General features: G+C 45.4%; 13 protein-coding genes. 10 read left to right on the top strand and 3 right to left on the bottom strand.

The window, feature by feature from the left end:
• Positions 1-1369: efflux RND transporter permease subunit (locus tag A3738_RS11990; RefSeq protein WP_197473826.1), on the top strand; the 1369-nt coding region annotated here is incomplete at its 5' end.
• 65 nt (positions 1370-1434) lie between these two features.
• Here A3738_RS11990 and mltF read toward each other — a convergent pair.
• Complete coding sequence (gene mltF / locus A3738_RS11995; protein ID WP_068476163.1) at positions 1435-2856, bottom strand: membrane-bound lytic murein transglycosylase MltF; 1422 nt, start codon at positions 2854-2856, stop codon at positions 1435-1437.
• Positions 2857-3024: 168 nt separating this feature from the next.
• Here mltF and purL point away from each other — a divergent pair, with 168 nt between their 5' ends.
• Together purL and A3738_RS12005 are read left to right on the top strand one after the other, a co-directional pair.
• The gene (purL, locus tag A3738_RS12000; RefSeq protein WP_068476162.1) at positions 3025-6927 is read left to right on the top strand and encodes a phosphoribosylformylglycinamidine synthase; all 3903 of its coding nucleotides are present in this window, start codon (positions 3025-3027) and stop codon (positions 6925-6927) included.
• A 479-nt stretch (positions 6928-7406) separates the two neighbouring features.
• The gene (locus tag A3738_RS12005; protein ID WP_068475423.1) at positions 7407-7736 is read left to right on the top strand and encodes an NGG1p interacting factor NIF3; all 330 of its coding nucleotides are present in this window, start codon (positions 7407-7409) and stop codon (positions 7734-7736) included.
• Here A3738_RS12005 and A3738_RS12010 read toward each other — a convergent pair.
• The gene (locus A3738_RS12010; RefSeq protein WP_068475428.1) at positions 7733-8314 is read right to left on the bottom strand and encodes an NUDIX hydrolase; all 582 of its coding nucleotides are present in this window, start codon (positions 8312-8314) and stop codon (positions 7733-7735) included. The genes A3738_RS12005 and A3738_RS12010 overlap by 4 nt on opposite strands.
• A 119-nt stretch (positions 8315-8433) precedes the next feature.
• Between A3738_RS12010 and A3738_RS12015 the strand changes: the two genes are divergently transcribed.
• The 6 genes from A3738_RS12015 to cobB are packed head-to-tail and all read left to right on the top strand — an operon-like array spanning position 8434 to position 12338.
• Entirely contained in the window at positions 8434-9063 is a 630-nt protein-coding gene (locus A3738_RS12015) for a CoA pyrophosphatase (RefSeq protein ID WP_068476161.1), read from the top strand.
• Positions 9041-9571 carry a gamma carbonic anhydrase family protein gene (locus A3738_RS12020; protein ID WP_068476160.1) on the top strand — a complete coding sequence of 177 codons (531 nt, stop codon included), beginning with the start codon at positions 9041-9043 and terminating at the stop codon, positions 9569-9571. The genes A3738_RS12015 and A3738_RS12020 overlap by 23 nt, the downstream gene beginning before the upstream one ends.
• A 55-nt stretch (positions 9572-9626) precedes the next feature.
• On the top strand, positions 9627-9812 hold the full coding sequence (locus tag A3738_RS12025; RefSeq protein ID WP_068476159.1) for a DUF1289 domain-containing protein: 186 nt from the start codon (positions 9627-9629) through the stop codon (positions 9810-9812).
• A 28-nt stretch (positions 9813-9840) separates the two neighbouring features.
• A complete protein-coding gene (gene purT, locus A3738_RS12030) occupies positions 9841-11037 on the top strand; it encodes a formate-dependent phosphoribosylglycinamide formyltransferase (RefSeq protein ID WP_068476158.1) in 1197 nt (398 codons plus the stop codon).
• Between the two features lie 15 nt (positions 11038-11052).
• Complete coding sequence (locus tag A3738_RS12035; protein ID WP_068476157.1) at positions 11053-11568, top strand: DNA-deoxyinosine glycosylase; 516 nt, start codon at positions 11053-11055, stop codon at positions 11566-11568.
• A gap of 56 nt (positions 11569-11624) precedes the next feature.
• Entirely contained in the window at positions 11625-12338 is a 714-nt protein-coding gene (gene cobB / locus A3738_RS12040) for a Sir2 family NAD+-dependent deacetylase (protein ID WP_068476156.1), read from the top strand.
• Between the two features lie 23 nt (positions 12339-12361).
• Here the strand turns inward: cobB and A3738_RS12045 are convergent, their stop codons facing one another.
• Positions 12362-12607, bottom strand: coding sequence for a DUF6868 family protein (locus A3738_RS12045; protein ID WP_068476155.1), 246 nt, complete (start codon positions 12605-12607; stop codon positions 12362-12364).
• A 124-nt stretch (positions 12608-12731) separates the two neighbouring features.
• On the opposite strand from A3738_RS12045, the gene A3738_RS12050 reads away from it, so the two are divergent.
• Positions 12732-13385 carry a hypothetical protein gene (locus A3738_RS12050; protein WP_068476154.1) on the top strand — a complete coding sequence of 218 codons (654 nt, stop codon included), beginning with the start codon at positions 12732-12734 and terminating at the stop codon, positions 13383-13385.
• Positions 13386-13453: the final 68 nt, after the last annotated feature.

A 13453-nucleotide genomic window follows, 5' to 3' on the forward strand; every position in this document is an offset into this window, starting at 1 on the left:
GTTGATTCGTAATAAAGCAGAGGTAAAACAAACGGTTTGGTCTATTGGGGATAGTGTTCCGGCGTTTTACTACAACCAATTGATGAATAATCGCAACCAGAACTACTACGCCGAAGTGGTGGTGACTGCTGAGGATGTCGAGGCATCATCAAGCCTAATAGATGAGCTTCAAGTTGAGTTAAGCGAGAGCTTTACTCAAGTTCAAATTGTTGCCAAGCCTTTCTCTCAAGGACCGCCTGTCGAAGCGCCAATTGAGTTTCGGGTGTTTGGCCCTGAAACGGATGTGTTAAGAACTTTAGGTGAAGAGCTACGAGCAATTATTTCTCAGCAATCTGGTGTGTTGCATACCCAAGCATCAGTAAAACCGGGCGCTCCGAAGATTGAGTTTGATGCGAATGAAACTGCTCTCGGCGAAATGGGGCTTCAGCTCGACTCGGTAGCTGCTCAGCTGCAAGCTGCCTACGAAGGCGTTCAAGCAGGCAGCATGTTAGAAGACATTACGCAGTTACCGGTAACTGTGAGCTATGAGAATAGTCAGCGTGCAAGTATCGAACAGTTGCGCGCGTTCCCGATTGTTCAACCAGATGGCCGATGGGTGCCAGCTAGTGCCTTTGGAGAATTCAATCTAACGCCCGACGCGGCCTCAATTACTCGTCGTAATGGTGAGCGAGTAAATATTATTCACGGTTATCTTTCACAGCACGTGACCCCGATAGATATTACCAATGCCGTTGTTGAACGACTTGAGTCAGGTGGTTGGGTGCTACCTGAGGGGTATCGCTGGTCTGTGGGCGGTGATGCGGAAGAGAGTAAGCGAGCAAATGCATCACTAGCGGCCAACCTACCTGTTTTGGTTTTATTGATGGTGACTTGCTTGGTTTTAGCATTTCGCAGTTTTAGGTTGGCAACAATCATTGGCATGGTCGCATTACTTGCTGCGGGCTTTGGCTTTTTATCGCTTTGGATTAGTGGATATGCATTGGGCTTTAATCCTTTGATTGGTATCACTGGTCTGATCGGTGTGGCGATTAATGGCTCCATTGTCGTGATCGCTGCAATGGAAGCCAATGAGAAGGCTAAAGCCGGAGATCATCAAGAGATTATCAATGCGGTGATGTCTTGTACGCGACATATTTTGAGTACAACGCTCACTACGATTGCTGGATTCATACCGTTGATTCTGCTTGTTGGTGGGCAATTCTGGCCGCCATTAGCGGTAGTGATTGCAGGCGGAATTGGCTTCTCGATTATCTTGTCGTTATGGTTTACGCCAAGTATTTACGTATGGTGGATTGGTCGATCGGGTGCCGCAGCGCGTCTAAATCCTGGACATGCTACGAGATATCGAGAGCCAATCTCAGCCGAATAGAAAAGACTAAAGGTAAGTGTGGTGCGAATACATGTGCGATAACAGGTAGGGGAGTTTCTCTACGACTATCGCACTAGGTTTTCGTCGAAGTTTATGGTGTTTTTGGGGCGCTCTCTGCGTTTACTCTCATCTAGCCAACGCAATACGTCATAGTAACGACGAATGTTTTGCACGTAGATCACTGGCTCTTTACCGCGCGCATAACCGTATTTTGTTTGTGAGTAGTATTTCTTCTGTTGAAGAAGAGGTAGGAAATCTTTCACATCCGCCCACTTGTTTGGGTCCTTGCCACCTTTCTCGGTCAGCATGCGGGCATCTTCAAGATGTCCGAGACCAACATTATAAGAAGCCAGCGCAAACCATGTCCGATCGGGTTCCTGGACGTCTTCGGAAATACGTTTGTGTATTTTAGAGAAGTATTTAGAGCCGCCTTTGATGCTTTGAATCGGATCAAGACGATTTTTAATGCCCATTTCTTTAGCGGTGACCAAAGTGAGCATCATCAAACCTCGAACTCCCGTTGGTGAGACGGCATTAGGTCGCCAGTGAGATTCTTGGTAACCCATTGCGGCCATCAAACGCCAGTCGGTTTCGTATTCGGTCGCGTACTTTTTATAGGTATCCTCATACTTTGGTAGGCGTTGTTTTGTGTGGCGAATGAAGGTGCGCGCGCCCACATAGTTCACTTGCGCTAGATGGCCATAATAGCGTTCTTCTAACTGCATCAATGTGCCATCTTCATTGGATTGATGGATAAATGCATTGGCTGCGTTAATCAGAGTATTGTCACTGTTGTTTGGGAAAAACCAAGCAATGCCTTTGCTTGAGCCAAATTCAAAGGCTTGGCGGACGCGAGGATAAAAAGCGCGGTGAAGTTTCAGTTCTAGTGAGTAAACGAGGGCAAGATCAACCTCTTTGTCTTGAACCATGCGTATCAATTCTTCGGTGTCGCTGTTTACGGTTTCCCATTTTAGATCGGGATGATTGAATATCAGCGATTCAAGTTCAGTGACCAAGTCACTGTCGCTCACAACAGCAATCGTTTTTCCGGATAGATCCGCGATAGAACGTGGGCGTTTTGAGCCATATCGATACACAATCAAAGGAGTTGTTTCTAGAAAGGGCTCGCTGTGTTTATACTTTGAGGTATTGGCTTCACTGAGTACCATCATTGAAGCGGCCATGTTGGTGTAGTTGTTGTCGAGTGCGGAGCGTATCTGAGCGCGTGTGCCGGCAACTTTGACGTCGAGATCTAGCCCAAGATTTTTGGCAAAGAGTGAAGCGAACTCATACTCAAATCCTTCACTCGTATCGCGCCCCTCATAATAAATGCCCGGTGCGTTTCTGCTAATCACGTGCAGAGTCTTACGTTCTTTGATTTGCTCGAGTTGGCTGGGTTGTTCGCAGCCGACTAAGCTAAGCGCAAGAATAAGGCAGCAAAACAGATAGTTTGCTTGCGATAATGATTTGCTAAGAGATTGATTCAAAAGAATACTTCAGACAGTAATTATTAAATTTATAGCTTAATCAGTATAGAGAATGATGAACATTTGAGCGAGCATTGATCTATGCACGTTAAATTGTTAACAGTGAAATGCGTTTGAAGTATCATACGCGCCTTTCTACATCTCACCCAATGAGGCTTGGTCCGAATTATGATGGAACTCCGCGGTGCACCTGCTTTATCCCCCTTTAAGCAACAGTCTCTACTTGCCCAATTACGAGAAATAAATAATGCAGTCGAATCGGTATATGCCGAGTTTATGCATTTCGTAGACGCAGTAGATACCATTGGTGAACAAGAACTCAGTGTATTGAATCGCTTATTAACATATGGCCCGAAGAGCCAATTGGAAGCGACAGAAGGCAAATTGTTCTTAGTTGTGCCTCGTGTCGGAACGATTTCCCCATGGTCGAGTAAGGCAACAGATATCGCCTTAGGTTGTGGGCTTGATCAGATCAAACGAATCGAACGTGGTATTGCTTACTATGTGCGTGTTGATGGGAATCTTGATGCAAATACTGTCGGTGCATTGTCTGACGTGCTTCACGATCGCATGACACAGACTGTATTCCATGAGTTTGCGGGTGCAGAACTTCTGTTCAAACAGTCAGAGCCAGCAGCGCTAAGTACGGTCGATGTGATTGCCTATGGGCAAGATGCCTTGACTGAAGCCAACAAGCGAATTGGCTTAGCGCTCGCGGAAGATGAAATTGAATATCTGACCAAAGCATTTATCGATCTTGGGCGTAACCCTAGCGATGTAGAACTGATGATGTTTGCGCAAGCGAACTCTGAGCATTGTCGTCATAAGATATTCAACGCGTCTTGGGATATTGATGGGGAAGCTCAAGATAAATCGTTGTTTGCGATGATCAAGAATACAAATCAACTGAGCGGAGAAGGGGTTTTATCTGCGTATAAAGATAACGCATCAGTGATTGTAGGCTCGAAGGGCAAGCGATTCTTTCCTAATCCAGAAACGAAGGTCTACGAAGGAAATGAAGAAGATATTCATATCCTGATGAAAGTAGAGACTCACAACCACCCAACGGCGATTTCACCTTTTAGTGGTGCATCGACGGGTTCTGGTGGTGAAATTCGTGACGAAGGTGCGACGGGTAAAGGCTCTAAACCTAAAGCGGGTTTGACTGGTTTTACGGTTTCTAACTTGAATATTCCGGGCTTCAAACAGCCGTGGGAGCAAGATTTTGGTAAGCCCGACCGCATTTGTTCCGCATTAGATATTATGTTGGATGGGCCGATTGGTGGTGCTGCGTTCAATAATGAATTCGGTCGTCCGAACCTAACGGGATATTTCCGTACGTTTGAACAAGAAGTGGCAAGTCCACTAGGACGTGAAGTCAAAGGCTACCACAAGCCGATTATGATCGCTGGTGGTCTTGGAAATATTCGTGGCGAGCACGTTGAAAAAGGCGAGATCAAAGTAGGTGCCAAACTAATTGTACTGGGTGGCCCAGCAATGCTGATTGGCCTAGGCGGTGGCGCTGCCTCGTCAATGGACTCTGGCTCAAGTCACGCAGATTTAGACTTTGCATCTGTGCAACGTGAAAACCCTGAAATGGAACGTCGTTGCCAAGAGGTGATTGACCGCTGCTGGCAACTTGGTGATCAAAACCCGATTGCTTTCATTCACGATGTGGGCGCTGGCGGTTTATCTAATGCCTTTCCTGAATTGGTGAAAGATGGTGGTCGTGGTGGTCGCTTTGATTTGCGCAAAGTGCCAAACGATGAGCCGGGTATGGCGCCGCATGAGATTTGGTGTAATGAATCCCAAGAGCGTTATGTGTTGGCTGTTGAGGATAAAGACCTAGCTAAGTTTGAAGAGCTTTGCGCTCGCGAGCGTTGTCCTTATGCCATTGTTGGTGAAGCGTTAGAAGAGCATGAGCTGACGCTTGATGATCCGCATTTTGAGAATAAGCCTGTTGATTTGCCGATGTCGGTATTGTTCGGCAAACCGCCTAAAATGCACAGAAGTGTGGAGTCGGGCAAGTTCACGAAAGAAGTTTTCGATTCTACCGGTATTGATATTAACGAAGCGGTAGATCGTGTTTTAAGTTTGCCGAGTGTAGCGAGTAAAAACTTCCTGATTACAATCGGCGACCGCAGTATCACAGGAATGGTTGCCCGTGATCAGATGGTTGGGCCTTGGCAGGTACCTGTGGCAGATGTCGCGGTAACGAGTTCTGATCTTGATGGGTACGCTGGTGAAGCTATGGCGATGGGTGAGCGTACTCCGATCGCCGTGATCGATGCAGCAGCTTCCGCCCGAATGGCGGTTGGAGAGGCAGTAACAAATTTGGCTGCAGCATCGATTGATCAGTTAGGGGATATTCGAATGTCTGCTAACTGGATGGCTGCGGCAGGCCACGCAGGTGAAGATGACAACTTATATAAAGCTGTCGAAGCTGTGGGTATCGAATTGTGTCCGGAGCTAGGCATTTCGATACCAGTCGGTAAAGACTCGATGTCTATGAAGACAGTTTGGAAAGAAGACGGCGCAGATAAGTCAGTTGTGTCGCCAATGTCTTTGATCATCTCAGGGTTCGCACCGGTTGTAGATGTTCGTCAGACCCTAACGCCTCAGCTGCAAGTATCTGATCAAGCAACTGATCTGATTTTGATTGACCTTGCAAACGGTCAAAACCGTTTGGGCGGTTCGGCTTTGGCTCAAGTATATTCTCAGGTTGGTGCGATCGCGCCAGATCTTAATGACTCTGAAGACTTAAAAGCCTTCTTTGCTGTGATTCAGGGCTTAAACAAACACGGTAAGCTATTGGCTTATCATGACCGTTCAGATGGCGGTTTATTCGCGACTTTGGCAGAGATGTCCTTCGCAGGCCATGTGGGTGTTGACATCAAACTCGATCAGCTTGCTGAAGATGATTCACACTTTGCCCGTGAATTGTTTAATGAAGAGCTTGGTGCGGTGATTCAAGTCAATGCTGCCGATACCGAGGAAGTGCTTCAGCAGTTTACTGCTGCAGGATTAGGTGAACACACGCTAGTGATCGGCACATTGAATGATGACGACATGGTGCGTTGTAGCTTTGACGGTAAAGCGGTCATTGAGCGTTCTCGTTCTAGCTTGTGGCAACTGTGGTCTACAACCAGCTATAAAATGCAAAGCCTGCGTGATAATTCAGAATGTGCACAGCAAGAGTTTGATGCTTTAGCTGATGCCAACAATCCTGGTCTACATGCTGAATTGAGCTTTGATCTCAATGAAGATGTTGCTGCGCCTTATATTAATACAGGGGCCAAACCTCGTATTGCTGTATTGCGTGAGCAAGGCGTAAATGGTCAAACAGAAATGGCTGCAGCATTCACGCGAGCAGGATTTGAAGCACAAGATGTGCACATGAGTGACCTCGGCGCTCAACGCGTAGATCTAGCTGATTTTAATGCGCTTGTTGCATGTGGTGGCTTCTCTTATGGCGACGTACTTGGTGCAGGTGAAGGTTGGGCAAAATCGATTTTGTTCAATGAGCAAGTTAAGAATCAGTTCCAAACATTCTTTGATCGTGATCAGACCCTAGTCTTGGGCGTGTGTAACGGCTGTCAGATGTTGTCGAACTTGCGTGAGCTTATTCCTGGTGCAGATTTATGGCCGCATTTTGTGCGTAATCGCTCAGAGCAATTTGAAGCGCGTGCAGTGATGATTGAGTTGTTAGAATCAAATTCAATCATGTTGCAAGGAATGGCGGGAACGCGTATACCGGTCGCTGTGGCGCACGGAGAAGGGCGCGCTGAGTTTAGTAATGACAATGCACTAGCTAGCTTACAGGCACAGTCTCAAGTTGCATTGCGTTATGTTGATAACTATGGTTCTGCGACGGAAGCTTATCCGTTTAACCCTAACGGATCTCCTGAGGGGATAACGGGTTTAAGTTCTTCTGATGGTCGTGTGACGATTATGATGCCGCATCCTGAGCGTGTTTATCGAACACTTCAGAACTCATGGCATCCGCAAGGTTGGGGTGAAAATGCTCCATGGTTGCGCTTATTCCAGAACGCTCGAGAATTCTTTAAATAACGAATGCTTTTAATTTAAATGGGGTTAGAGCTTTGCTCTGACCCCATTTTTTTTGCCTATATAACTTAGTGCTTTTAATTTGTCCTGTTTTCTAAAAAACTTGTCTAAAAATAAACATGCAAATGTAAAGTTTTGTGCCATACTGAAATCCCGTTGCGGCCTGAAAGTACTTTTTCGCAGCATTTATGATAAGAAATACGCAGTCTCTATTTCATCTAATCTTCACTCTGTCAATGCATTTTTTTGGTGCGTTGGAATTCTTATGCACAAACTTGGCTGTTTACGGCAAGGTGTATGGCGACTTGTGCATAAAAAAAGTATTTTGACACATTGACAAATCTAAATTATTGATTTTATTGATTTATTTATTTTTTGATCAAAAAGCCCGCAAGCTGTTTCAAAAGCTTATTTTATGCGGTTTTGACGCAAGTTAAGACTAAGTATCCCCAGAGTTATCCACAGATCTTGTGAGTAAGAATATGTCGATAAAACCAGATTATTTTTTGAGCTTTTACGTGCCTGTAACGGATTGTGATTTCGTAAAGAAGTCTGTGTTTGCAGCTGGTGCGGGAAGGATAGGTAACTATGAACATTGCTCGTTTGAAACGCGAGGCATTGGCCAGTTTAAGCCAATCGGTTTGGCAAATCCTACCATCGGCGAAGTAGATCAATTAAGCGAAGTCGAGGAGGCTAAAGTCGATATGGTGTGTAGTGCAAAACATATCGCGGACGCAGTGCAAGCATTAAAGAATGCGCATCCTTATGAAGAACCCGCTTACCATGTGATAAAACTCGAGACGCAGTTTTAGCGCACCCAGTCTTCACCCAGCGTTGCTGCAAAATCGATCTCTCTCGGTTCTCGGAATGTATCAGACACGTGCGTGGGAAATTTCCCTTCTTTCCTATCCGCAAAATAACGCTTCAAAGTACGTTTAACGGTAGGGAAGGCTAGCTCATCCCACGGGATTTCTTCTTCTGTATACAATGCGCACTCAAGGCTTTCCGTTCCAACGCCGAACTCGCCATCAATGAGTGTGGCCAAGAAGTACATATGGACTTGATTGATTTGAGGAACGTTGATAACGGTTAACAGGGAGTGCAGCGTTACTTTTGCTTCGGCTTCTTCCCATGTTTCTCGTGCTGCTGCTTCCATGGTCGTTTCTTGGTTTTCCATAAATCCTGCAGGCAGTGTCCAATAGCCATAGCGCGGTTCAATGGCTCGCTTGCAAAGAAGTACTTTATCTTCGAATACGGGAAGTGTGCCCGCGACAATGTTTGGATTTTGATAGTGAATGGTCTCGCATTGAGGGCATACGTATCGAAGTCGACTATCGTCGGCTGGAATTTTCTGTTGAACGGCATGGCCGCAATTACTGCAAAAGTTCATATCAAAATGTGCCCATTCTCTATTTTTGGCTAGCGCGACATTCTCTAGCACACAGACTCAATTAACAATCCCTAAACCCTATGCTAAGGTGCCCAATCTCAAATTTATTGAACTACCTCATGAGTCTTATACAGCAGTTCGAAAGTCGTCTTAGTGATTATCAACCTAGACAATTAGGTGCTGAGCTTCCCAAAGCTGGCGTGTTAATGCCAATTACCCGCAATACTGCTAGACCTGAGGTTATTTTGACGCGTCGTTCGTCGCGTCTCTCTACGCACAGTGGTCAAGTTGCCTTCCCAGGGGGTAAGTTCGATCACACCGACGAAACTCTCATTAATACTGCATTGCGCGAAACGCATGAAGAACTAGGTATTGCGCCGAGTTCGGTCGAAGTCATTGGTGGCCTGAGTCAGGTCGTTTCTCTTCATGGTATACAGGTAAACCCTTTTGTTGGACTTGTTGACCATGATATTTCAGTGGTACCCAGCCCCTATGAAATTGAAAGTGTCTTTCGCGTTCCATTGGACTTCTTTTTAGATGCACAACCTATTCGTCGAGATAAAATGACCTACAAAGGAACCTCTCTTGCAGTTCCATCGTATGAGTATGACTATCAGGGTATCCGTTATGAAATTTGGGGGCTCACAGCGATTGTGCTGGTTGAGTTTTTGAATGTCGCAATGGATGCAAGAATAACAATATTTGATGACTACCTGAAGGATAGAGATGAAATTCAGCCTAAACGATAAGCAACCTGTTCAACATGGTGCTCCAGGCTTTATCGCGCCTAATGCGAGCTTGATTGGTGATATTGAATTGCATGAGGACGCGAGCGTTTGGTTCAACGTTGTAATCCGTGCAGATAATGACAAAGTCGTTGTTGGCCCGCAAAGCAATATTCAGGACGGGTCGGTATTGCACATCGATCCCGGATTTCCTCTTAATATAGGCAAGGGCGTCACTATCGGTCACAATGTCATGTTGCATGGCTGTACGATCGGTGATTACAGCTTGATAGGCATCAACGCGGTAGTGTTAAATGGCGCCAAAATTGGGAAGCATTGTTTGATTGGTGCGAATGCATTAATCACAGAAAATATGGAAATCCCTGACGGTTCAATGGTGGTAGGAAGCCCCGCCAAAATTAAACGCACTCTCAGCGACCAGCAAATGAAAATGCTGGAGCTAAGTGCAGCGCATTATGTGTCGAATTCTCAGCGCTATCAAAAGCATTTGAAACAGCTAGAAGATGCATAGTTAGTAAAACTATGGGGTGATTTTTAAGATTTCCTCTCTGTGTTAGAAGTAAAGAATGAGTATAGAAAGTAAACCGATTGCCTCTCCTTGCGTGAGTATTTGCGCCCTAGACGAAAATGACGTGTGCGTTGGATGTCACCGTACCGGCCAAGAAATAGCAGGTTGGGGAATGAAATCAGAACCTGAAAAAGCTGAGATTATGGAACGCGTTCGCGAGCGCGAAAAAGGCTCTTACATATAGGTCGTGAGCGACAACAAGGAAAACAACAATGACAACATTAGGAACGGCGCTGACTAGTCACGCAACAAAAGTACTTTTTTGTGGTGCGGGTGAGCTTGGTAAAGAAGTGGTGATTGAACTTCAGCGCTTGGGTGTTGAAGTTATTGCAGTTGATCGCTACGAAAATGCGCCCGGCATGCACGTGGCTCATCGTTCTTATGTTGTTGATATGCTTGACCCAGTCGCATTGCGTGCGGTCATTGAAAAAGAAAAACCAGATTTTGTTGTTCCTGAAATTGAAGCGATTGCGACGGCTGAACTGCTTAAACTCGAAGAAGAGGGCGTGCATATCGTGCCTTCGGCTCGCGCAGTGAACTTGACGATGAACCGAGAGGGCATTCGCACCTTAGCTGCCCAAGAGTTGGGTTTGCCAACCTCTACCTATGAGTTCGCTGATAACATTGATGATTTTAAAGCCGCCATTGAGCGCATCGGCTTCCCTTGTTTCGTCAAACCTATTATGAGCTCTTCTGGCAAAGGGCAGAGTCGTTTAAGCGAAGCGGATCAGATTGAATCAGCTTGGGAATACGCACAATCCGGTGGTCGCGCTGGAAAGGGCAAAGTCATAATTGAAGGCAGTGTTGATTTTGACTACGAAATCACCTTGCTAACTATTCGCCACAAAGACGGAGATGATCTCACGACAAGTTTCTGCGCGCCTATTGGCCACGTGCAAAAAGATGGTGACTATCAGCAGTCATGGCAGCCGCAAGTAATGTCTGATTTGGCACTAGAGCGTTCTGAGGTCATCGCAGATAAAGTAACGAGTAGTTTGGGTGGCTGTGGGCTGTTTGGTGTGGAATTATTTATCAAAGGCGATGAGGTATTCTTTAGTGAAGTATCTCCTCGTCCGCATGATACGGGCTTGGTGACGCTCATTTCGCAAGACCTGTCAGAATTTGCATTGCATACACGTGCGTTTTTAGGTTTGCCGATTCCGCGTATTTCTCAACTAGGGCCTTCTGCGTCTTCTGTGGTGTTAGTTGAAGGTGAAAGCCAAAACGTGGTGTTTACTGGTATTCAACAAGCCTTATCTGAGCCGCTTACTGAGCTTCGATTATTTGGAAAGCCTGAAGTGTCAGGCAAACGGAGAATGGGGGTAGCGTTAGCACGAGCTGATGAACTTGAAAGCGCCTTAGAAAAAGCGAAGCGCGCCTCTAGCTCGGTTGTAGCAAAGCTCAACTAGTTTTCTTAAACCTCTATGCCTACTTCCCGTTTGCTTGATCATGCGTTTTCTCCGATTGAAAGCGCTAGCACACGGGTCTTGATTTTAGGCAGTATGCCGAGTCAAAAATCCCTTTCCTTACAGCAATATTATGGTCATCCGCAAAACGCCTTTTGGAAGATTATGGCAGAGTTTTCAGGCGTTCCTTATGATTCCGCTTATTCTGAGCGAGTTAGCGCTTTGACTGCTCTAGGTATAAGCGTATGGGACACGATTGCTAGCTGTCATCGTCCCGGAAGTATGGATTCTGATATCGCGCCTGATACGGTCATCGTTAATGACTTTGATGCATTTATCGCACGACACCCAGACTTATCGTTGGTGTTGTTTAACGGACAAGCATCAGCAAAAACTTTTTTTAAGCACATGGGAAAGCAATATCTTAACGATAAGGGCATTGATAGCGGTGTCATGCCTTCGACGAGTCCTGCCTATGTGGCAATGTCACTCAGTGAGAAAAAAAGAGTATGGCTAGCGTCATTAAAGCGCTAGGCACATGATAAAGAACTTAATTTCAGCAAACGCCTATTTAAACGAAAGGAGTTGGAATGAAGTATAAATCTGTCGTTGTACTGACGGGAGCTGGTATCTCAGCAGAATCTGGTATCCAAACTTTTAGAGCGAGTGACGGTTTGTGGGAGGAACACCGTATTGAAGACGTTGCCTCTCCAGAGGGTTTTGCACGCAATCCTGAACTTGTTCAATCGTTCTACAATCAGCGTCGTCAGTTTTTACTTTCGCCAAATATTCAGCCCAATCTAGCCCACAGGGCATTAGTAGATCTTGAACGTGCGATGCAGTTAGCAGGCCATTCATTTATACTCGTGACGCAGAATATTGATGATCTGCATGAACGTGCAGGCTCTCAAAATGTATTACATATGCACGGAGAGTTGCTTAAGGAGCGTTGTCAGTCTTGTGAATTTGTACAGGAGTCACGCGTCGATACGACACCAAATTCAGTATGTGAAAACTGTGGTGCAATGGTTCAAATGCGTCCGCATGTCGTTTGGTTTGGTGAAATGCCTTTATATATGGATGAGATTTATCAAGCGATTGAACAATGCGATGCCTTTATATCGATCGGTACCTCAGGTCATGTATATCCTGCGGCGGGATTTGTTGAAGTCGCTAATCATGCAGGTGCAGATAGTATTGAGATCAACCTAAAGCCCTCTGCCGTGCACTCGAGTTTCTCTCGCTCCATTCAAGGCAAGGCTGGTGAAGTGTTACCGAGCTTCGTTAAAGATCTGTTGGCGTAGCGTGCTTTTAGCTATTTATGAATTTAACTATTCATAAATCTAAGTGCTAAGTATGGAGCGACACAGAAGATTAAGGTCATGATTTTGTAATTCGCAAGGAACTTAAAATAACTGGTGCTCAATGCCGTTGCATTTAGTCCAAACAAGCGATTGTGTATCGCAAGCATTTGCGCTTTGAATACGACAACGGCGAAAGTCGCTAAACCTAGGTAAGCGAGGTTGATCGTACTAACCCAGCCAAAAAATGTCACCGCATCATCTAAGTTCATCGAAATCCCTCCTTAATAAGTGATAATTTAAATCTAGCTTATCTTTACTATCTGATCTTGTTTAAGATCAACATTGCTCTGTTTTCTGCGTCTGCATTAAAAAAATCGACTAGCCTTGTTAGCCATGACTGGTCGTTTTGGAAAACTTCTAATGTGTAATCGATTTATCTGCTTGTTTGTAATGCTTTGCGTGAGTCTGACGGCTCATGCGGAATATCAGTGCTCTTTCCAAAATGGTCTTCGTTTGGAGCAAGCAAAAAACCTTTTGGAGCTCAGTGTGCTTGATCAGCCGCCTTTTCTATACGAACGGCAACTGTTAATTCAAATGGGCGCAGATAATGAGTACTGTGAGCCTTTAATCGATATTAATACCTTTCTCAGTCAGCCGGATGATTCTGAAGTCGGCCAATTTTTATTGGTCGCCTCAGAAACCTATAACCAAGTTGAGGGCAATCCGAAGGAAGGTAAAAATCAGTTAGCATCTAAAATTGATCGCTTCCGCGCGGCACTTGGTGCGATCAATCCAGTAAGCGTTAATGATGCGATTCCTGGTTATCAAGAATTACTCGAAAGCTGCACTTCTGAACCGACGGAAGTTCAAACTGACCTACCCGACTGGACATTTCAGTATGAACAATTTCGCTTAGCCGTCGATGCTGTAGAAGCCATCGTGGCGGGCTATCAACGTATTTATCAAGACGAAACCTATACGCGATTCAGAATCAAACAGTTGTTTCTCGAATCATATGATAAGGCAATTGCTTATTGTGCAAGCTAATAGCTATAGAGCATAGACCTTCTATTTCTAATACTATTTGGTGGTAAAACTGCCAGATTTATTAGCGC

The sequence above is a fragment of the Oleiphilus sp. HI0066 genome, from assembly GCF_001635725.1.

Bases quoted from the DNA above. Each gene is read 5' to 3' on its own strand.
- purL (WP_068476162.1), top strand. From the start codon at position 3,025: ATGATGGAACTCCGCGGTGCACCTGCTTTATCCCCCTTTAAGCAACAG.
- A3738_RS12005 (WP_068475423.1), top strand. From the start codon at position 7,407: ATGTCGATAAAACCAGATTATTTTTTGAGCTTTTACGTGCCTGTAACG.
- A3738_RS12010 (WP_068475428.1), bottom strand. From the start codon at position 8,314: ATGAACTTTTGCAGTAATTGCGGCCATGCCGTTCAACAGAAAATTCCA.
- A3738_RS12015 (WP_068476161.1), top strand. From the start codon at position 8,434: ATGAGTCTTATACAGCAGTTCGAAAGTCGTCTTAGTGATTATCAACCT.
- A3738_RS12020 (WP_068476160.1), top strand. From the start codon at position 9,041: ATGAAATTCAGCCTAAACGATAAGCAACCTGTTCAACATGGTGCTCCA.
- A3738_RS12025 (WP_068476159.1), top strand. From the start codon at position 9,627: ATGAGTATAGAAAGTAAACCGATTGCCTCTCCTTGCGTGAGTATTTGC.
- purT (WP_068476158.1), top strand. From the start codon at position 9,841: ATGACAACATTAGGAACGGCGCTGACTAGTCACGCAACAAAAGTACTT.
- A3738_RS12035 (WP_068476157.1), top strand. From the start codon at position 11,053: ATGCCTACTTCCCGTTTGCTTGATCATGCGTTTTCTCCGATTGAAAGC.
- cobB (WP_068476156.1), top strand. From the start codon at position 11,625: ATGAAGTATAAATCTGTCGTTGTACTGACGGGAGCTGGTATCTCAGCA.
- A3738_RS12045 (WP_068476155.1), bottom strand. From the start codon at position 12,607: ATGAACTTAGATGATGCGGTGACATTTTTTGGCTGGGTTAGTACGATC.
- A3738_RS12050 (WP_068476154.1), top strand. From the start codon at position 12,732: ATGACTGGTCGTTTTGGAAAACTTCTAATGTGTAATCGATTTATCTGC.